This is a genomic window from Kitasatospora sp. NPDC056531 (assembly GCF_042794375.1).
Classification (GTDB): Bacteria; Actinomycetota; Actinomycetes; order Streptomycetales; family Streptomycetaceae; genus Kitasatospora.
In genome coordinates, this window is record NZ_JBHTTU010000015.1 from 55,445 (window position 1) to 73,719 (window position 18,275).

Genomic DNA, 18,275 nt, shown 5'->3' on the forward strand with positions numbered 1-18,275 from the left:
GGGCCGTCACCCGAGAAATCGTCACTCTGACGCTAAGTGGTAGTAGCATCATCCGCATGGACGCCACTTCAGTGCGCGCGGCCGGGTCGACCGCGCTCCTCACCGACCGCTACGAGCTCACCATGCTGCAGGCCGCCCTGCGCAGCGGGGCCGCGCACCGCCGCTCCGTCTTCGAGGTGTTCACCCGCCGCCTGCCCGGCGGCCGCCGCTACGGCGTCCTGGCCGGCACCGGCCGGGTGCTGGACGCCGTCGAGAACTTCCGCTTCAGCAGCGCCCAGTTGGACTGGCTGGCCGACCAGGGCGTGGTCGAGGACGACACCCTGCGCTTCCTCGCCGACTACCGCTTCCGCGGCGACATCCACGGCTACCCCGAGGGCGAGGTCTACTTCCCCGGCTCGCCGGTGCTCACCGTGGAGGGCAGCTTCGCCGAGGCGGTGATCCTGGAGACGGTGATCCTGTCGATCCTCAACTACGACTCGGCGATCGCGGCCGCCGCCTCCCGGATGACCGCCGCCGCCGGCGGCCGTCCGGTGATCGAGATGGGTGCCCGCCGGGCGCACGAGCAGGCCGCCGTCGCCGCCGCCCGGGCCGCCTACATCGCCGGCTTCGCCGCCACCTCCGACCTGGAGGCCGGCTTCACCCACGGCATCCCGACCACCGGCACCTCCGCCCACGCCTTCACCCTGGTGCACGACAGCGAGCGGGACGCCTTCCAGGCCCAGATCGCCTCGATGGGCAAGGGCACCACGCTGCTGGTCGACACCTTCGACCTGCACGAAGCGGTCCGCACAGCCGTCGAGGTGGCCGGCCCCGAGCTGGGCGCGGTCCGGATCGACTCCGGCGACCTCACCCTGCTGGCCCACCGGGTCCGCCGCCAACTGGACGAGCTCGGCGCCGGGAAGACCCGGATCATCGTCACCTCGGACCTGGACGAGTACGCGATCGCCGCCCTGGCCGCCGCCCCGGTGGACGGCTACGGCGTCGGCACCAGCCTGGTCACCGGCAGCGGCCACCCGACCTGCGCCATGGTCTACAAGCTGGTCGCCCGCGCCGAGACCGAGGACGGCCCGCTGGTGCCGGTGGCCAAGCGCGCGGCCGGCGGCAAGACCAGCATCGGCGGCCGCAAGTGGGCCGCCCGCCGGCCCGACGCCGAGGGTGTGGCCGAGGCCGAGGTGATCGGCACCGGCACGGTCCCGGACGGGCTTCGGCCGCACCTGGTGCAGGTGCCGCTGGTGCTGGGCGGCGAGACGGTCGGCCGCGAGCCGCTGAGCGCCGCCCGCGAGCGGCACGTCCGGGCCCGGGCGGCGCTGCCGCTGTCGGCCACCCAGCTCTCCAAGGGCGACCCGGTCATCCCCAGCGAGCTGATCGACTGACCCCGGCCGGGCCGTATCCGCGCGGACCGGCGGTGGGTCCTGAGGCCTTCCGCCCCCGCGCGCCACTCCCTAGAGTCAGCCGTAGAGTTCCCCTGGAATCCTCCAGAGCCGCCGAGGCCCCCCACCACCGGGGCACACCGCCCCCACATCCGAGGATGCGAGCCATGCACCGGGCACTGATCGTCGTCGACGTGCAGAACGACTTCTGCGAGGGCGGCAGCCTGGCCGTCGCCGGCGGCGCCGAGGTGGCCGCCGCCATCACCGATCTGATCGCCGAGTCCTCCCCCGGCTACCAGCACATCCTCGCCACCCGGGACCACCACATCGACCCGGGCGAGCACTTCTCGGCCGAGCCGGACTACGTCTCCAGCTGGCCCGTGCACTGCGTGGCCGGCACCGAAGGCGTCGGTTTCCACCCCAACTTCGCGCCCGCCGTGATCTCCGGCGCGGTCGAGGCGGTGTTCGACAAGGGCGCCTACTCGGCGGCCTACAGCGGCTTCGAGGGGCTGGACGAGAACGACCGCGGCCCGGTGGAGTGGTTGCGCGAACGGCAGGTCGACGAGGTCGACGTGGTCGGCATCGCCACCGACCACTGCGTCCGGGCCACCGCCCTGGACGCCGCGCGGGCCGGCTTCACCACCCGGGTGCTGCTCGACCTCACCGCCGGGGTGGCGCCGGAGACCACCGCCGCCGCGCTGGACGAACTGCGGGCGGCCGGGGTCGAGCTGGTCGGCACGCCGGTGGTCCGGTCGTAGGTCCGGTGACCACGGGCGGCGTTCAGACCACCAGCAGTTCCACCACGTCCGTCCCGCCGACCCGGTGGGCCTCGCGCAGTTCGCCGCCGACCGCCTCCGGGTCGGCGGCCAGCCGGGCGCCGGAGACGTACACCACCCGGATGCCCAGGTACTCCATCCGGTGCTGGCCGCCGCGTACCCAGGCGGCCTCGCCCTCGCTGACGCAGCGCAGGTCCGAGTCCACCTCCACCGCGACGCCGCGCTCCGGCCAGTAGAGGTCCGGGACGGCGATGTAGGTGCCGCCGCGCATCCGCAGCTCCGGGGAGGCCAGCGGGGCGGGCAGCAGCCACTCGTCCACCAGCCGGCCGACCTGCTCCAGCACCAAGTCCCGCTCACCGGCGAGGAGTTCGTCCAGCGCGGCACGCACCCGCGGCTCGCCGGTCAGCCCGGAGTCGATCAGCTCATCGGCCAACTCCCGTACCGTGCAGCGGTTCTCCGGGCGGGCGACGGCCTCCCGCAGCACCTCGCGCACCGGCGCCGGGGCGTCCGGGTCGGCCGTCCACTCGCGCAGCGCGTCCGCGACCGCCCGGGCCACCGGAGCGCAGGCCAGGCCGTGCACCGAGCGGGCCACCAACTCCCGTTCGGTACGGCGGATCCGCACCTCGCCGGCGTCCTTGAGCCGGCGCTGGCGGGGCACCAGGACGTCCACCCCGGTCACCGCGGGCAGCCGGGGCACGGCGGCGAAGCCGTACAGCGCCAGCGCGGCGGCCCCGGTGATCACCGCGCCCGCCCGGCGGCCCTCCTCGCGGCCGTTCTGCGCCGCGTACAGCAGCGCGGCCCACATCCGCTGCTCGGGGGTGGGCTCGCCGGACTGCAGCAGGTAGACCCGGGGCAGCAGCCGCTGCCAGGGGCCGCCCCGGCGGCAGTGCCCGGTGACGACCCGGGCCGGCACGCCCCGCGCACGCAGCTGGCTCGCGGTGACGACGTTCTGCTGACGCTTCGCCAGTTCCTCCAGGGACGGCGGCGACGAGGGAGTCCGGTAGTTCATGCGCCCGCCTCGCTTCGCTCGCTCATGCGCACCCCTTGATGGTTCGCTCACTGCGTTCGCTCATGCCGACACCATCCCCAACCCCCGCCGCTCACGAGTCGCAGCCTGACGCACTGTTACGCAACCGTCGCCAAACCGGGATCAGCCTGCACTAAAGTCCCCATACCCTCACCCATTTGGAGTAAATGACGTTCATATGGCTATCGGATCTGATCGAAAACGATCGCCGACCTGGTCGTCTGACCCAGAGTGATCAAGGGCATACGGCGAGGGACCCTCAGCGCGTCAATCCCGCCCCGGGGATTGCCTAGGCTTACGTCATGTCACGTGACGAGACCGCCGGCCTCCGCGCGGCCCAGCTCCGCCTCGGCCGTCTGCCCGGATACGTCCGCCGCCCGGACCCGGCCCGCCGCAGCGGTGAGAAGGGCCATACGTACAAGAAGGGCTGGGAGGTCCGCTTCACCGCCCGCAGCGAGGCGGAGATAGCCGAGATCCGCGACCTGGTGGTCGCCGCCGGGTTCGCGCCGGCCAGACCCTTCTTCAAGGGACACCAGCTCATCCAGCCGGTCTACGGCATGGCGGCCGTGCAGGCCTACCTGGCCGCTAGACAGGCGGCCGAGGAACACGCCGAGCGGGTCGCGCTCGGCCGACGCCGGCGGGCGGCGGGGGCGCGCGGGGGGACGGCACGCGCCGGTACGGCGCACGCGGACGGGACGCACTCCGGTGCGGCCCACGCGGCCGGTGGGCATGCGGCCGGTGGATCAGGCAGCGCCTGCGGTTCCGGTGTTCCCGGCGTTTCCAGCGCTCCCGGCGCTCACCGGTGCGAGCGCGAGGAGGCCGCCGCGGCGGCCCAGCTGGCCCGACGGACGGCCCTTGAGGCATTTCCCGCCCAGGTCGAACGCGGCAGCGCCGCCGACGACCGGATCTCCCCCTCGGAGGCCCGTACGAGCTCCTGACCGGGCGGCCCGCGCCGCCCCGCCCCGCGCCCCGGTTGCCGCAGGCCGCCGGGGCGCGCGATCGCCGCACCCCGCCCCCGCCCACCGGTACCCACCCCGACGCAACACCCGCCGTGAGTGCGGTTGCGCGGATGGTTGTGCGGTCGCGACTTCGCGCCGTGGGCGTGGACGCCGAACCCGACAGGCCCTACGGTGGCACCTCAACTGCCGTGCAGCACCTACCCTCCTACACCCTCTGACCAGCTGCGACGCGCTCGCACCTACGTCCCCCCCGCACCATTGCGCAGCACTCCCCGGACCGGCCGCGAACGGCCCTCGCCCGGCAGTACCGCCGCCGCGCCGCACCGGCTCTCGCCGGAACCGGCCGAGCGGCGGCGGGTTCCGGGCATTCCATCAGATTGGTCACCCAGCGCACCGAGGGCCTACCGTAGAGTGAGCACAGATGATCGACCGTCAGAAATCCATCTCCCTTTCCGAGAAGACGAGATGACCAACCGTCACGCGAGCGCCGCCGAGCCTCCCCCCGAGCCCGGCGAACCGGAGGACGTACCACTGGAATTCGCGGCCTTCTGCGAACTCCATCGCCCCCGGTACCTCAGCTACGCCCGGGTGTGGCTGGCCGAGCACGGCGACGCGGCCACCGCCGTGCAGCAGGCCTTCGCGGAAATCGCCGTCCAGTGGCGGGAGTTACTGACCAGCCATAACCCGACCGCGCTGGCCTGGCAGATCCTGCGCGGCACCGTCGCTGAGCACACCCGGCAGGTGCCCGTCGCCCCGGACCGCCACCCCGCCGACGACGACCTGGCGATCCTCCACTACGTCGTCGGCCTCGCCGCACCCGAGATCGCCGACGTCATCGGCACCGACACCGCCAGCGTGGCCGGGCGGCTGCGGCGCACCATGCTGCACGAGGCCTCCGGTTGGTGACCCCGTCCGTCCCCGGGGGCCTCAGACCCGCTCGCCCGTCACGTCGTACAGGTGGTGCACCGGGTCGTGGATCAGGTAGCGGGCGAAGGACTCGACCGTGAACCGCGCCCCGTCGCTGCGGTTCCCGGTCCGCCGCCACTGCTCCCCCGCCACCGCGTCGAACGCCGCCGCCAGCGCCTCGGCGGCCTCCGCCAGCTCCCCGGCCACCACCTGCGGCTGCTGCTCCCAGTAGCGCTCGGCGGCCGCCGTCTCGTCCTGGTTCCAGTTGGGGAACAGCGGGCCGTCCTGGTCCAGCATCAGGTTCAGCCGGACGAGGAACAGCCGGAAGACGTCCCGGACGTGGCAGGCGTACTCCAGATCCGACCACACCTCCGGGGACGGACGGCGCCGCAGCCCCTCCCCGTCACCGGCCAGCACCGTCAGCCAACCGTGCGCGTTCGCCCGGACCATCGCGGCGACGTCCGCGGCAACCACCTTCGGGGTGTCCAACCCGCAGTCAGGGCACGGGCGTTCCAGCACCCAGGTCCAGTCCTTGGTGTCGGGGACGATCGCGTCGGCGGGGCTCGGGGCGTTCTCGGAAGTGCTCATGCGCCCAGCATGGCGCCCGCCCGGACCACCCCACCAGCGGCATGGGCGCCAGCCACCGCCGAAATACTGCCAGGGCATCCCGCGCTACCGGGCCCGCTGGTCAGCGCCCGTGGCGCTCGTACTCCAGCCGGGCCGCCAGCAGGGTGTCCAGGTTCTCACGGCTCCACTCGCACACCGCGTCCATCGGCCCGAGCAGCGTGCGGCCCAGCGACGTCAGCGCGTACTCCACCCGCGGCGGGTTCTCGGCGTACTCGGTCCGGGCCACCACGCCGTCCTGCTCCATCGAACGCAGCGACTCCGCCAGCACCTTGGCGGTGATGCCGCTCAACGGGACGCGCAGCTCGGAGAAGCGGCGCGGACCGTCCTCCAGGCAGCGGATGATCTTCCAGGCCCACTTGCGGCTGCCCAGCACCGGCACCGACTGCACCGGGCAGTCGGCCGGGAAGAAGTCCGCCGGCAGCGGAGCGGAACTGGTCTGCGTCATACCCGCGACGGTACCCGCTGGGGGTCGGTACCGTTGAAGTAACCGGCACCCTCCGGTCTACCGTCCCGGCAGCGGCGGGCGAACCAGCCCGCCCCACCGGACAGGAGACCGCCATGACCAGCACCACCACCGGCCTTCAGCACCGCGCGGACGTCATCGTCTACGGCGCGGGCGGGCAGGTCGGCCGAGCCGTCGTCACCGAGGCCCGTCGGCGCGGCCTCACCGTCACCGCCGCTGTCCGCGACCCCGAACGCCACGCCGACCTCGCCGGGGAGGGCGTCACCCTGCTGCGCTGCGACGTCACCGACCCGGCCGCCGTCGCCGCCACCGCCCCCGGGCACACGGCCGCCGTCAGCTCCGTCTACACCCCCGACACCCCCTCCGCCGAGTTCTACCGCGCCGCCACCACCGCGCTCGTCACCGGCCTCGACCGGGCCGACGTCCGACGACTCATCAGCGTCGGCGTCGCCACCACCCTGGAGACCGCGCCCGGCGTCGCCGTCCACGACGACCCCGAATTCCCCGAGGCGTACCGCACCTTCTCGCTCGGCCACTCCGCCGCCCTCGACCTGCTGCACGACTCCCCCGTCACCCTCGACTGGGTCGTCGTCACCCCGCCGATGGACCTCGACCGCACCGCCCCCGGCACCGGCCGCTACCGCGTCGGCGGTCCCCAGGTCCTCGGCCCCCGCATCGCCCAGGCCGACCTCGCCGTCGCCGTCATCGACGAACTCACCACCCCGGCCCACCACCGGCAGCAGATCGCCGTCGCCGAATAGCTCCCCGCACGAACAACTCCCTGCACGAACGGGGCATCGGCGGGCATCCTGGGCGCCATGCCCGCCGACCTCTCCGCCCTCGCGGTGAAACCCACCCTGCACGGCCCCACCATCCGGCTCGTCCCCCTGGACGCCCGGCACACCGAGCCGATGTGGAGGCTCTGCACCGACCGGGAGACCAACCGACTCACCGGCACCCGAGCGGTCTTCACCCGCGACCAGATCGAGAACTGGTGCACCACCCGCCCCGACCAGCCCGACCGGCTCGACCTAGCCGTCGAAGACCCCGCCACCGGCCGCTTCCTCGGCGAGACCGCCCTCAACGACGTCGACAGCGACAATTCCTCCGCCGGCTTCCGGATCGCCCTCACCCCCGACAGCACCAGCCACGGCATCGGCACCGAAGCCACCCTCCTGGTCCTGCGCCACGCCTTCGAGACCGTCCGCCTCCACCGCGTCCACCTGGACGTCTACGAGTACAACGAACGCGCGGCCCACGCCTACCGGAAGGCCGGCTCCACCCTCGAAGGCCGCGCCCGCCGGGCCCACCGCTGGGACGACCGCTACTGGGACGTCCTCTCCATGGCCGCCCTACGCGACGACTGGCTCGCCGCTCACTGACCGGGGCCACCGTACGGGGGCCACTGCGGTGGCTGCTGCGGCGGCCAGGAGGTGGCAGCCGCCGCCCGCTTCCGTCGCCGGGCCATCAGCACCGCGGCCACCGACGCCCCGAGCACCACGGCACCGGCGGCCGCGGCGGCGATCACCAGGCCGGTGTTGTCGCTGCTGCCGCCGCTGTCCCCTTCGGGGACCACGGGCTGCACGGAGGGCTGGTCCGTCGCGTCGCTGTCGTCGTCGACAGGCGGGGACCCCTTCGACTCCGGGCGCTTCACCAACGGGTTCTCCTTCGGCCCGTTGTCCACGGCCGGGTTCGCCTCCAGCGCCTTCGCGGGGGCGACGGTCCCGTAGCCGTAGTGGTTGTTGGGGACCACCGTTCCGTTCGAGGGAGGGGTTGCCGACTTGATCAACCGGTTGATTACCTGACCAGCGGACAGGTCAGGGTACTTGGAGCGGATGAGCGCGGCGGTGGCGGAAACGTAGGCGGTGGCGTCGGAGGTACCGTCCCCCTCCCCATAACCCGTCGAGGACTTGGCTGTGGCGTGGTAGATGTCCACCCCAGGCGCGACGAGCGTGGTCTCGGGACCCGACGTGGACTTGTCCCACACGGCCCCCTTGGAGTCAACTGCCCCAACGGCCACCACACCTGGAAAGGCCGCCGGATATTCGACGTCCATATTTGCTCCGGTGTTGCCTGCGGCAGCGACCAGCACAGCGTCCTTCGACACGGCGTAGTTGACAGCCTTTCGCAACTTCGAATCGAAGCGAAAGTCCCTCGCTCCGAGGGAGATATTCACGACCTTCGCACCATGGTCCGCCGCAAAGCGAATCGCGTCCGCGAATGCGTTCGGCTGAGGAGCGGAATCATCGCCTTTCGTTCCTACCTTCACCGGCAGGATCTTCGCCTTCGGAGCCAAGCCCTCGACCCCTGCCTGTTCCCCGTGTCCATGCCCCGCGATCAGGCTCGCCATAGCGGTGCCGTGACCGTCACCGTCCACACGACCGTCCGTGTTGCCACCAGAGAGGTCGGCTCCGGGAAGCACCTGCCCGGTCAGGTCCTGATGATCTCGATTCACTCCGGTATCGATCACAGCGACGATCACCCCGTCGCCTTGGCTGACCGGCCAGACCTTGGCCTCAGCCTCGAAGGTCTTCAGAGCCCACTGCTGGTCCCTGATCTGATCAGCCGATGCCGCTGGTGCAGCGACAGTGCAGACCACTGCGCCAGCAGCAAGGGCCGCTGTACCACGCGCCAACAGGCGGCTCGTCAAACCCGGTCACCCCACTCAACGAGGCATCCCGCAGATCACCGACCTGCGGGATGCGATCAGATCACCCATCCGTCTACGGACCGGCCTCATTCCACCACGTTCGGGTTGGCCGGCTTGTCCGACGCCCAGGTCTCCTCGTCTTCGACGAGGTAGTCCGGACGCTTGCCGTCCTTCCCGCGGCCCTTCTTACGGCGTTGCGCCTCACTCAGCGGGATCCCCGGAGACATGACTCCCGGGCTACGGACCTCGGGTTCGACACCCAGCCGGCCACGAGCCCCCAGCCCGGATCCTCCTTCGGTGAAGGCCTGCTTGCCGCGTGCTCCGCCACCGGGAGGCGCCGTCTCACGGACAGCACCACCAGGCCTGGCCAAGGATCCACCGACCTGCTTGGCGTCGGGCGCCCTACGGCCCCCTGCCCCGATGCCCGGATAGACCTCACCGCCACCACCGACGCTAGCGGCTCTACCTCCACCACCCGAACCCTCCAGTGGCGTCGAGCTACCGGGGAACTCCTTACCGCCGAATCCGGTCTTGCCTTGCCCAAAGCCGGGCCCGACCGGGGCACTCTGCGCGGTCGGCCCCACAGGGCTCACGGTCGGCTGTCCACCGCCACCGGCGATCGGTCCGCTCGCTGGCCCCGTGGGCGACGTCGTGCTCAGGCCTGACGTCTGGGTCCCTGAGGTGACAGGGCTCGGGACGCTTCCGCTCGGACGTGAGACCGGCGTACCCGAGATACCCGCATCGGGGCTGCTGCTCGCTGCGGTCGACGGCTTTGACGGTGCCTGCGCCCTACCTCCCTTAATCCCCGGGTCGGTCGGAGTGGACGCGCTCCTTGGCGGAGGGCCGGACACCACCGATGGCGCAGAAGACCGAGACCGCTGCGGCGTGCTGACAGTCGCCGACCTCGCCGAAGTGCCCCCAGCTCCGAAAGAGGTCCCCGACACCACCGCCGCGACCGCTGCGGCCGCCCCACTCGGGTCGTCCTGTGACGTCTTGTCAGGATCGCTCCGTTTCGCCGGTTTGAGGTCCAAAGCCGGAGCCTTCAGGGCCGGCGTAGCGATGCGGTAGTGCATCGCCAGCGTCTGCATGACCGCCGCCGCTTCGGCCTTCTTCTGGTCGGCGACCGGGATGTGCTCGTCGTCCGTACTGAAGACGTCGCCGACGGTGTCCTTGAGCTTGTCCCAGTTGCCGGGTTCCTCAGGCATGTCGCGCTTGGCCTTGGCCATCGCCTCGGACATGTTGTGGAGGGTGTTGGCCGCGTCGTTGGCGTAGGCGGCGGCCTCGTTGACGTTGGCGGCGAGGGTGAGCATGGAGGTGTGGAAGGAGTCGCTGGTCGTTCCTTCCCAGGTGGTGGCCGCCTCGGTGCTGGCCTTCGTCAGGGTCTTGCGGATCTCCTTGAGGGTGGTCGCCGCCTTGCGCCAGGGGTCGCCGGCGGCCATCACCGCGCCGGGGTCGAGGGCCTGTGCCATCTTGCGGAGATCGGCATGACTGTACTTGGTGAAGTCGGTGTAGACCACGGGTGGTTCACCTCCGGTCGGATGGTGGGCTAGATGGTGGCGTTGCCGCGCTGGGACGGGACCTGGTTCGCCTGGTACGCGACCTCGCTGTCCGCCGAAGGCTGGGCCACGGACCAGCCGTCGTCGGAGAGCTTGAGCTTCGTGGCCACGTGCTGGTCGTGTTCCTCGTAGTTGGTCGCGGTCAGCTCGGCGTGGTGCTGGGCGTCATTGATGGCGCTCTGGAGCTGGTTGAGCACGTCGCGCAGCGCGTCCCGCATCGTGCCGTAGCGGTCGTGGATCTCGGTGGCCTCGGCGAAGGTGCCGAAGGCGTCCTTGCCGATTCCGCTGAGCCCGTGGGTGCTGTCGCCGTTGGCGTCCTTCTCGAACGCCTTGAGCAGCAGCCGCACTTGGCCCGCGAAGGTGCGGAGCTGCTCGATCTCGACGCGGTAGCCCTGTCCGTTCCCGCCGGTCGAGCCGGTCCCTGATCCCACTTCGGCGCCTCCCCCGTTGCGTCCGTCCCCTGCGGTCGGGGCAGGGCCCCGGAGTGTCATGTCTAACACACCGGGTCCGAATTCCGCCCGGGGCGGGGTCAGTTCGAGGGCGTCCGGGCGCGCTGGGCCTCGGCCAGGGCGCGGCGGCAGAGGGAGTCGGCGTGCCGGGTGGTCTCGGGCAGCCGGTAGCGGCGGGCGAGATCGAGGGTGGTGGTGACGGCCGTGTCGAGGCCGATGCGGTGGCCGACCGAGACGTAGACGGGTTTCACGCCGGGGCGGGTGCGGACCGCGCGGCCGACCTCCTCGCCGGTGGCGGGGTCGGTGAGCGGGGTCCAGGAGCCGCGTTCGGCGTCGGGTTCGCTGTGGTCGAAGGTGAAGGGGGTCTTGGCGACGCCGAGGGTGCGCAGCCCGGTGATGACACCGAGGTGGCTGGCGAGGCCGAGGCGTCGGGGGTGGGCGAGGCCGTAGCCGTCGCAGACGACGGTGTCGGGGGTGCGGGTGAGGGCGGCCAAGGCGTCGAGGACGGCGGGGAGTTCGCGGAAGGCGAGCAGTCCGGGGATGTAGGGGAAGGCGATCCGTCCGACGGCGGTGGCCTCCTCGACGACGTCCAGGGTGTCCCGGTCGAGCAGGACGGCCGCGGCGACGACGAGGTCGTGGTCGTCGTCGTACGCGACGTCGACCCCGGCGATGAGCCGGTCCTCGGATCCGTCGTCGTCGACGGCCCGGACGAGCGGCCGGAGCCGTTCCTGTTCGGCGAGCGCCTGGGCCTCGGTGGTCGGCCAGTCGGCGGGGATGGGCACGGTCGGTTCCCCCGGTCTGCGCGGTGTGGACGGGTTCCACCGTACCGAGGGGCTCGGACGACCCCGGGGTGAGCCCGTGCGCCCCCTGTGCCCCCGACCCCGCGGGTTAGCCTGGACTTACCGAACTCCCCTGCCGGGCAAGCTCCTTGGACCGGCACCATTCCCGCCCGTTTCCCCCGACGTGCGAAGGACCCCCGCCATGCCGCGTCCGTCCGCTGCCCAGTTCTGCCTCGGCTCGTTCACCGTCGTCGCCACCACGGTGGCACTGCTGGCCGTCTCGGGCGCCTCGGGCGTCCTGGAGGTTGCGGTGCTGGTGGCCTTCGCGCTGGCGCTCGGCACCGTGGTGACGGTGCTCTCGCTGTCCGTCTCCGCCCGCTCGGCCGCCCTCGCCGAGGAGGCCGGGGCCTCCCCCGCCGCGGCCGGACGCGAGTACGCCCGGCAGCGCTGATCCGCCGCCGGGCGCCGTCCGCCGCCGCGCTCAGACCTGGGTGGTGACCACCACGGTCTTCGCGGCCTTGTCGTGGATGCACTGCCGGAAGGGCTTGTCGAAGACGCCGAACATCCCGTCGATGAGCCACCACAGGCCGGCGCAGCAGATCACGGCCGGGAGGATGTAGACGGCGGCCCGGGTCCAGGCTGCGGACTGGGTGGGCGGGTTCCCGTCGACCAGCATGGCGACGCGGACCTTCATCGCCTTCTTGCCGAGGGTCTGACCGTCCCGGCTGAGCATCAGGCCCTCGTAGATGAGGTAGATGGCGCAGCCGAGCCAGAACGCGCTGGTGGAGCCTTCGCGCGTGCCGAGGTCGACGAAGGGCCCCACGATGACCACGCCGACGGCCTGCATGATGACGTAGTCGATGAGCCGGGCGATGATCCGCTTGGGCCAGGTGCCGATCGGCGGCATCCCGGGGACGGGGCCGGGGGTGCCGTACATGCCGGGGCCGGCACCGTAGCCGGGCGGGGGCTGGTCGTACGGGTTCTGACCGTACGCGCCCTGGCCGTGGCCCGATCCGCCGTAGGTGCCCTGGTAGGCGCCGGGGCCCTCGGGCGGGGTGCCGGGCGGGGTGTCGGACGGGCCCTCGGGCGGGGTCGGGCGCGGCGGTTCGCCTTCCGGCGTGCCGCCGCCGGGGTGCGGGGGCTGCTTGTCGAAGGAGGGCTTACCGCCCCCCTCCGGCTGGGGGCCTGAGGGGTCGTGGGTACTCATTCCCCGAGTAGAACATCGCATATTCTCGACATTTGGGACATTTTGTCCGTTTTGCCGTTCAGGGCGGAAGGCCCGGCCCGATGACTCACGGCACGGGACCCCGTGGCCTCAGCCGCGAACCACCCGGGTCCGGGCCGCCCGGTCCTGCCAGCCGCGCCGCGCCGGACGGTCGAACACCGGCCACACCAGGCCGAGCAGCAGCACCAGCCCGAGCTGCCTGACGACCCATCGCAGCAGCGAGCGGCCGAGGCTCAGGCGGGTCCTGCCGGGCTCAGCGGCGTCCACCACCCGGATCCGGGCCAGCCGCTTGCCGAAGGTCTGGCCGGTCCGGGCGGTCGGCAGCACCTCGTAGAGCAGGCTGACGAACACCAGGATGCCGAGCAGCACGGCCAGCTTGCCCACCACCACGTCGTCCACCAGCCAGACCTGGACCTGGCGGCGGGTGAGGAAGCTGGCCATCTTGGCCTGGTCGAGCTTCTGCTGGAGGTGGTCGGCCACTGAGCGCCCGAGCGGGATCCCGGCGGCGACGGCGACCACCAGCAGCACCCCGGTGTCCACCGCCCTCGCCGCCAGCCGCCGCCCCAGCCCGGCGGGCGCGGCGGGGGCGCGCCGACGACGGACGGCGGCCTCCCGGGCCGGCCGTACGGCGGGCGGCGCAGCGGCGGAAGCGGGCGCCGAGGCGGTTCCGGACCGTACGGGCGCGGACGCGGCCTTCATCCCAGCCGCCTGCGCCTCAGCCCCCGACACCTCGGCCGCCGCTCCAGCCGAGGCCTCGACCGCCGACTCGACCTCCGCCCTCGCCTCCGCCGCCGTCTCCGGCTCCGCCTCGACCACCGGCACCGCCACGGCGGCCGCGACCGGCGTCGGCGCCTCGCGCACCGCCACCGCCATGGCGGGCGCGGCCGCGGCGGCAACCTCCACGGCAACCGGAGCGAGCTCAGCCTCCGCGCGCCCCTCCTCCGTCTCGGGCGCCCCCGGGAGCACCCCCCAGGAGACCCAGCGCGGCGCTCCGCCCGTCTCCATCAGGCCCCGCTGCGCCTGCGGATCAGCCTGCCAGCCGGATGCCCCGGGGGCCTCCTCCGCGGCGGGCTCGACGGTCCGGAACACCGGCCCGCCGATCACCTCCGCCACCCGCGGCCCGACCACGAAGGACGCCCCGCCGGTGGTCTGGTCGAGGTAGACCGGCCCGGTGTCACCGGAGGCGGGCGACGGTGGGGGTGAGGGCGACGGTGAGGACGGAGGCGCGGGCAGGTCCGAGGGCTGCGGCGAGGGCGAGTGCGACCGCGCCTGCGGCACCACCGGGGGCGGCACCGCCCGCGCCGCGGCCAGGTCGGGGGCGGGCCGCCGGGCGGCGAACCGGGGCGGCTCCAGCACCTCGCCCTCGGCGGGCGCGGGGCGGGTGGTACCCGGCACCCAGGCCGAGCCGCCCCAGTACCGGACGAAGCCGGGGATGGAGGGGTCGGGGTAGTAGCCCGGCCCGGGTGCGACGGCCGGGTCGCCGTCGGCGGCGAAGGGACGGTCCGCCATGGGGGTCTTCTCTCCTGCCAGGTCCTGACGAGGGCCGATGGGGGTCGGAACGGTCGGAACGGTCGGAACAGGTCTCAACACGGGTCTCAGCGCATGCCACTGCGGCGCGCCCGCGCACGCCCCGGGGCGCTCGGCGCGCACGTGGGGGGGCGCCCACCGATGGGCGGAAAGTCGCCGAGTAGTCACAAAGGGTAGTACCTCGCCGGGGCGCCGACGGGAAGTTGGCGAATACCCGGACAGCGGAGGGCTGCCCAGGGTAAGGAAACCGGCGCGCGACAGGTGCCTGCGCGCCGCGACCCGGGCCGTTCACCACCCCTCGCGAAACTTCCCGGAGAAAACCCGGAAACGTGTGTAAGAGCCGGTGTGGACCGCCCTCTCAAAGGTCACAGGGCCCGGAACCGGGCACGAACCGAAGACAGAGAGGAAGACGATCATGGACCGCCCCGTCAGCGTCGTGGAGCACGAGCTGGAACTCAACCTGGTGCTCTCCCCCGAGCACAGCGTCCCCGTCCCGGCCCGGCTGACCTACGGCAGCCACGACCCGTACGCGGTGTACATCACCTTCCACCTGGACACCGGTTCCCCGGTCACCTGGGTGTTCGCCCGCGAGCTGCTGGTGGAGGGCACCTTCCGCCCGTGCGGCCAGGGCGACGTGCGGATCTGGCCGACCCGCTCGGGCCGGCGCAGCGTGCTCTGCCTGGCGCTCAGCTCGCCCGCCGGGGACGCGCTGCTGGAGGCGCCGCTGCCCGCCGTCGCGGCCTGGCTGGAGCGGGCGCACCGGCTGGTCCCGCCGGGCAGCGAGCTGGCCGCGCTGGACATGGACGGCTCGCTCGCCGAGCTGCTCGCGTAGGCGTGCGCCGCAGCGTGCACCGGCACGTCCACGACGCACACCGACACGTACGGGTGCGGCGGGATCAGGAGAAGGGGATCGGCGCCCCCGCCGGCTCAGCGGGCCGCGGGGGCCTGCTGACGACCGCGGGTGGCGTCCGGGCCGCCGTCGCCGCTGCGCTGTCCGGGCAGCCGGACGAGCGGCGCGCCGGCGGACCGCCGCCGAGCCCTTATCCGGATCGCGGCGGCGAGCAGGAAGCAGAGCCCGACCCACGGATAGATCGAGGTGGGCACCTGGCGCAGCGGTGACATGTGGAGGACGGCCGGGCCGAGCGGCTTGGCGGCCCACATCGCGAAGGACACGAAGGCGAGCGCGGCGGCCCAGAACGCGGCCCGCCAGCGCAGCCTGCGCACCCCGGCCGGGCGGGCGCGCTCGACGGAGGCCTCGGCGGCGAGCAGGACGAGCATCGGCACGCACCAGATCCAGTGGTGGGTCCAGCTGATCGGCGAGATCAGCACGGCCGTGACGGCGGCGCAGCAGACGCCCCAGGCCTCGGACCGGGGCAGCCAGCGGCCGCTGCGGGCGGCCCAGGCGGCGACGGCGAGGCCGGCCAGCGCGACCGTGCCCGCGCCGAGGGTGGCCAGGGTGCCGGGGTCGGCGGTGTGCAGCAGGCGGGCGAAGGCGCCGCGCAGCGACTGGTTGTCGACGATCTCGGTCTTGCCGACCCGGGAGGAGTCGTAGAGGTACTTGGTCCAGAAGCCCCAGGTGGCGTCGGGCAGGAAGAGCGCGCCGATCAGGAAGGTGCCGAGGAAAGTGAGGGCGGCCGTGAAGGCGGCCCGGACCCGGCCGGTGATCAGCAGGTAGACGGCGAACAGGCCGGGGGTGAGCTTGATGCCGGCCGCGATGCCGATCGCCACGCCCTTGCTGCGGTGCCCGTCCGAACGGGTGAGGTCCCAGAGGATCAGGCAGGCGAGTGCGAGGTTGATCTGACCGTACCGGAGCGTGGTGAAGACGGGTTCGAGCCAGACGCCGAGGCCGGTCACCAGGACCACGCCGATCGGCCGCAGCTCGCGGCGCGGCCAGCCGACCAGCTTGAAGGACAGGTGGGCCAGCAGGGCCAGCAGTCCGAGGTTGCCGAGAGTGATCGCGATCCGGAGGAAGGGGACCGGGAACCAGGTGGTCGGGACGAACAGCATCGCCGCGAACGGCGGGTACGTCGCGGGCAGGTTCCACTCGGTGACGCGCAGCGCGTACAGGTCGGTGCCGTTGGCGACGGCGGCGCCCTCGGCCCGGTAGACGATCATGTCCACCATCGAGGTGTGGACGAAGTGGCGGACCACTGCGTACACGACCAGCGACAGCAGGGCCACGGCCGAGGCGGCCAGCAGCGGGCGGCGGGGCGCCTCGCGCAGCGCGCGCACGGGGGCGTCGAGCGCGAGCCGCAGCCGGCCGGACAGGGGGGCGGGCGAGGGGTCGGGTGCGGTCCGCACCGGGCTGCGCTCGTCTTGCACCGCTGTCACTGTCCACTCCGTCCACCGCTCGGCCAACCAGCGACGATACCGGATGGCGCCGAACCCGGCCTGGGCACGATCGACTACGCAGCGTCACAAGTGCGGCTCGAGCTGCGGAACGGCCGACGGGGTTGGGTACAGGACACCACCCGGCATCCCGCCCACTTCCGGCACCCTCACCTCCGGCACCCTCACTTCGGGAACGGCGCGCCCCGCGACCACTTCGAGAACGGCGTGCCCCGCGACCGCCGCCGCCCGGCCCGCGCGGGGGGCGCGTCCTCCGCCCGCGTGCGCAGCCGCAGCCGGGTCTCCGCGCCGCCGAGGACGGCGCAGCGGCCGAGTGCCAGGTCCCCGCCGGTGGACTCGGCCAGCTTGCGGACGATGTCCAGGCCGAGGCCGGTGGAGCCCTCGCCGCCGTGGCCCTCGCCGCGTCTGAGGGCGGCGGCCGGGTCGCTGTAGCCCGGCCCGGCGTCGCCGACCAGGACGATCACCGAGCAGTCGGTGGCCAGCACGTCCAACGAGAAGGCGGTGCCCACGGCGGTGTGCCGGAAGACGTTGCCGAGCAGCGCGTCGACGGCGGCGGCCAGGTCCGCGCGCTGGACGGGGACCGGCGCGGCCTGCTCGGCGCCGGCCAGCTGCCAGCGGCGGCCCTCGTCCTCGGCCAGCGCGGACCAGAAGCCGACCCGCTCGCGGATCACCTCGGCGGCGTCGCAGCCGACCGCGACGGCGGGCGCGTCCTCGGGGGCGCGACGGGCGGAGCGGATGATCTGGTCGACCTCGCGCTCCAGTTGGGCCACCGCGTGCCGGGTGGCGTCGGCCGCGTCGCCGTCGCCGAGCGAGGCGGCGTTGAGCCGCAGCACGGTCAGCGGGGTGCGTAGCCGGTGCGACAGGTCGGCGGCCAACTCGCGTTCGGCGGCGACGAGTTTGACCACCCGGTCGGCCATGGTGTTGAACGCCTGGGCCGCCTCGCGCAGTTCCTCGGGGCTGCCGTCGACCTGCTTGCCCGCCACCGGGACCCGGACCGCGAGGTTCCCGGCGCCGAGCGAGCGGGCGGCGGCGGCGAGCCGCCGGGCGGAGGCGACGATCCGGCCGCCCATCCGGTCGGCGACCAGCACCGAGATGGCGACCAGGCCGAGCGCGACCGCGGAGAGCACCAGCCAGGCGGTGGAGACACCCCGGGTGAGATCGCTCTCGGCCACGAACACCTCGACCACGGCGGTCCGCCCGGTGTCCACCGCGACCGGCTGGAGCAGGGCGTACCCGCCGGGCACCGAGACGGTGAAGGAGCGGCCCTGCCCGCCGGCGGTGGCCACGTCGCCGAGGGCCGCGCGCCCCTCTCCGATGGTGGGGCCGTCAGCTCCGCCGCCGGTCGACACCCCGGCGGGGGCCGGCAGGTGCACCGCCATCCGCCCCTGCGCGCCCGCGTCGGTGCTGGCCAGCGCCCGGTTGACGGCGTCCTGGTCGGTGGTGATGGCGAGCGCCGGACCGAGCGCGGCGGCCTGCCGCTCGGCGGCGGTGAACGCCCGGTCCCGGGCGGTCTGTTGGACCATCAGGCCGAGCGGGATGAGGAAGGCCAGCGCGACCATGGTGGTCCCGGCGACCGCGGCCTTGATCAGGGCCCAGCGCAGCGAGTGCGCGA

At 73.1% G+C, this 18,275-nt stretch carries 19 protein-coding genes; 8 read left to right on the forward strand and 11 right to left on the reverse strand.

Annotation, left to right across the window (positions count from 1 at the left end):
• The first annotated feature begins 56 nt into the window (after positions 1-56).
• Both ACFQ87_RS16475 and ACFQ87_RS16480 read left to right on the forward strand, forming a co-directional pair.
• Positions 57-1,373: a nicotinate phosphoribosyltransferase gene (locus tag ACFQ87_RS16475; protein ID WP_380611464.1), complete on the forward strand. Its 1,317-nt coding sequence runs from the start codon at positions 57-59 to the stop codon at positions 1,371-1,373.
• A 164-nt stretch (positions 1,374-1,537) separates the two neighbouring features.
• Positions 1,538-2,128 carry an isochorismatase family protein gene (locus tag ACFQ87_RS16480; RefSeq protein ID WP_380611465.1) on the forward strand — a complete coding sequence of 197 codons (591 nt, stop codon included), beginning with the start codon at positions 1,538-1,540 and terminating at the stop codon, positions 2,126-2,128.
• Between the two features lie 22 nt (positions 2,129-2,150).
• Here the strand turns inward: ACFQ87_RS16480 and ACFQ87_RS16485 are convergent, their stop codons facing one another.
• Complete coding sequence (locus tag ACFQ87_RS16485) at positions 2,151-3,155, reverse strand: hypothetical protein (protein ID WP_380611466.1); 1,005 nt, start codon at positions 3,153-3,155, stop codon at positions 2,151-2,153.
• A gap of 320 nt (positions 3,156-3,475) precedes the next feature.
• Here ACFQ87_RS16485 and ACFQ87_RS16490 point away from each other — a divergent pair, with 320 nt between their 5' ends.
• Together ACFQ87_RS16490 and ACFQ87_RS16495 are read left to right on the forward strand one after the other, a co-directional pair.
• Complete coding sequence (locus tag ACFQ87_RS16490) at positions 3,476-4,111, forward strand: hypothetical protein (protein ID WP_380611467.1); 636 nt, start codon at positions 3,476-3,478, stop codon at positions 4,109-4,111.
• A 486-nt stretch (positions 4,112-4,597) separates the two neighbouring features.
• The gene (locus tag ACFQ87_RS16495) at positions 4,598-5,038 is read left to right on the forward strand and encodes a hypothetical protein (protein WP_380611468.1); all 441 of its coding nucleotides are present in this window, start codon (positions 4,598-4,600) and stop codon (positions 5,036-5,038) included.
• A gap of 21 nt (positions 5,039-5,059) precedes the next feature.
• On the opposite strand, the gene ACFQ87_RS16500 is transcribed toward ACFQ87_RS16495, so the two are convergent.
• Positions 5,060-5,626, reverse strand: a complete 567-nt coding sequence (locus ACFQ87_RS16500; RefSeq protein WP_380611469.1) for a DinB family protein — start codon at positions 5,624-5,626, stop codon at positions 5,060-5,062.
• A gap of 100 nt (positions 5,627-5,726) precedes the next feature.
• Positions 5,727-6,110: a winged helix-turn-helix transcriptional regulator gene (locus tag ACFQ87_RS16505; protein WP_380611470.1), complete on the reverse strand. Its 384-nt coding sequence runs from the start codon at positions 6,108-6,110 to the stop codon at positions 5,727-5,729.
• A 113-nt stretch (positions 6,111-6,223) separates the two neighbouring features.
• Here ACFQ87_RS16505 and ACFQ87_RS16510 point away from each other — a divergent pair, with 113 nt between their 5' ends.
• Both ACFQ87_RS16510 and ACFQ87_RS16515 read left to right on the forward strand, forming a co-directional pair.
• Entirely contained in the window at positions 6,224-6,889 is a 666-nt protein-coding gene (locus tag ACFQ87_RS16510) for an NAD(P)-dependent oxidoreductase (RefSeq protein WP_380611471.1), read from the forward strand.
• 57 nt (positions 6,890-6,946) lie between these two features.
• Positions 6,947-7,510, forward strand: coding sequence for a GNAT family N-acetyltransferase (locus ACFQ87_RS16515; protein WP_380611472.1), 564 nt, complete (start codon positions 6,947-6,949; stop codon positions 7,508-7,510).
• On the opposite strand, the gene mycP is transcribed toward ACFQ87_RS16515, so the two are convergent.
• From mycP to ACFQ87_RS16535, 4 genes are all read right to left on the reverse strand, one after another.
• A complete protein-coding gene (gene mycP / locus ACFQ87_RS16520) occupies positions 7,504-8,778 on the reverse strand; it encodes a type VII secretion-associated serine protease mycosin (protein WP_380611473.1) in 1,275 nt (424 codons plus the stop codon). The genes ACFQ87_RS16515 and mycP overlap by 7 nt on opposite strands.
• Positions 8,779-8,864: 86 nt before the next feature.
• Complete coding sequence (locus ACFQ87_RS16525; RefSeq protein ID WP_380611474.1) at positions 8,865-10,295, reverse strand: hypothetical protein; 1,431 nt, start codon at positions 10,293-10,295, stop codon at positions 8,865-8,867.
• A gap of 29 nt (positions 10,296-10,324) precedes the next feature.
• Positions 10,325-10,765, reverse strand: coding sequence for a hypothetical protein (locus ACFQ87_RS16530; RefSeq protein ID WP_380611475.1), 441 nt, complete (start codon positions 10,763-10,765; stop codon positions 10,325-10,327).
• 98 nt (positions 10,766-10,863) lie between these two features.
• Positions 10,864-11,565, reverse strand: coding sequence for an endonuclease V (locus ACFQ87_RS16535; protein ID WP_380611476.1), 702 nt, complete (start codon positions 11,563-11,565; stop codon positions 10,864-10,866).
• Positions 11,566-11,764: 199 nt separating this feature from the next.
• Here ACFQ87_RS16535 and ACFQ87_RS16540 point away from each other — a divergent pair, with 199 nt between their 5' ends.
• On the forward strand, positions 11,765-12,013 hold the full coding sequence (locus ACFQ87_RS16540) for a hypothetical protein (RefSeq protein WP_380611477.1): 249 nt from the start codon (positions 11,765-11,767) through the stop codon (positions 12,011-12,013).
• A gap of 30 nt (positions 12,014-12,043) precedes the next feature.
• Here ACFQ87_RS16540 and ACFQ87_RS16545 read toward each other — a convergent pair whose 3' ends face one another.
• On the reverse strand, positions 12,044-12,769 hold the full coding sequence (locus tag ACFQ87_RS16545) for an RDD family protein (RefSeq protein WP_380611478.1): 726 nt from the start codon (positions 12,767-12,769) through the stop codon (positions 12,044-12,046).
• Between the two features lie 108 nt (positions 12,770-12,877).
• Complete coding sequence (locus ACFQ87_RS16550) at positions 12,878-14,296, reverse strand: RDD family protein (protein ID WP_380611479.1); 1,419 nt, start codon at positions 14,294-14,296, stop codon at positions 12,878-12,880.
• A gap of 433 nt (positions 14,297-14,729) precedes the next feature.
• Between ACFQ87_RS16550 and ACFQ87_RS16555 the strand changes: the two genes are divergently transcribed.
• Positions 14,730-15,146, forward strand: a complete 417-nt coding sequence (locus ACFQ87_RS16555; RefSeq protein ID WP_355671848.1) for an SsgA family sporulation/cell division regulator — start codon at positions 14,730-14,732, stop codon at positions 15,144-15,146.
• A gap of 95 nt (positions 15,147-15,241) precedes the next feature.
• On the opposite strand, the gene ACFQ87_RS16560 is transcribed toward ACFQ87_RS16555, so the two are convergent.
• Both ACFQ87_RS16560 and ACFQ87_RS16565 read right to left on the reverse strand, forming a co-directional pair.
• On the reverse strand, positions 15,242-16,645 hold the full coding sequence (locus ACFQ87_RS16560; RefSeq protein WP_380611480.1) for a glycosyltransferase 87 family protein: 1,404 nt from the start codon (positions 16,643-16,645) through the stop codon (positions 15,242-15,244).
• A gap of 182 nt (positions 16,646-16,827) precedes the next feature.
• Positions 16,828-18,264, reverse strand: a complete 1,437-nt coding sequence (locus ACFQ87_RS16565; RefSeq protein ID WP_380611509.1) for a sensor histidine kinase — start codon at positions 18,262-18,264, stop codon at positions 16,828-16,830.
• Positions 18,265-18,275: the final 11 nt, after the last annotated feature.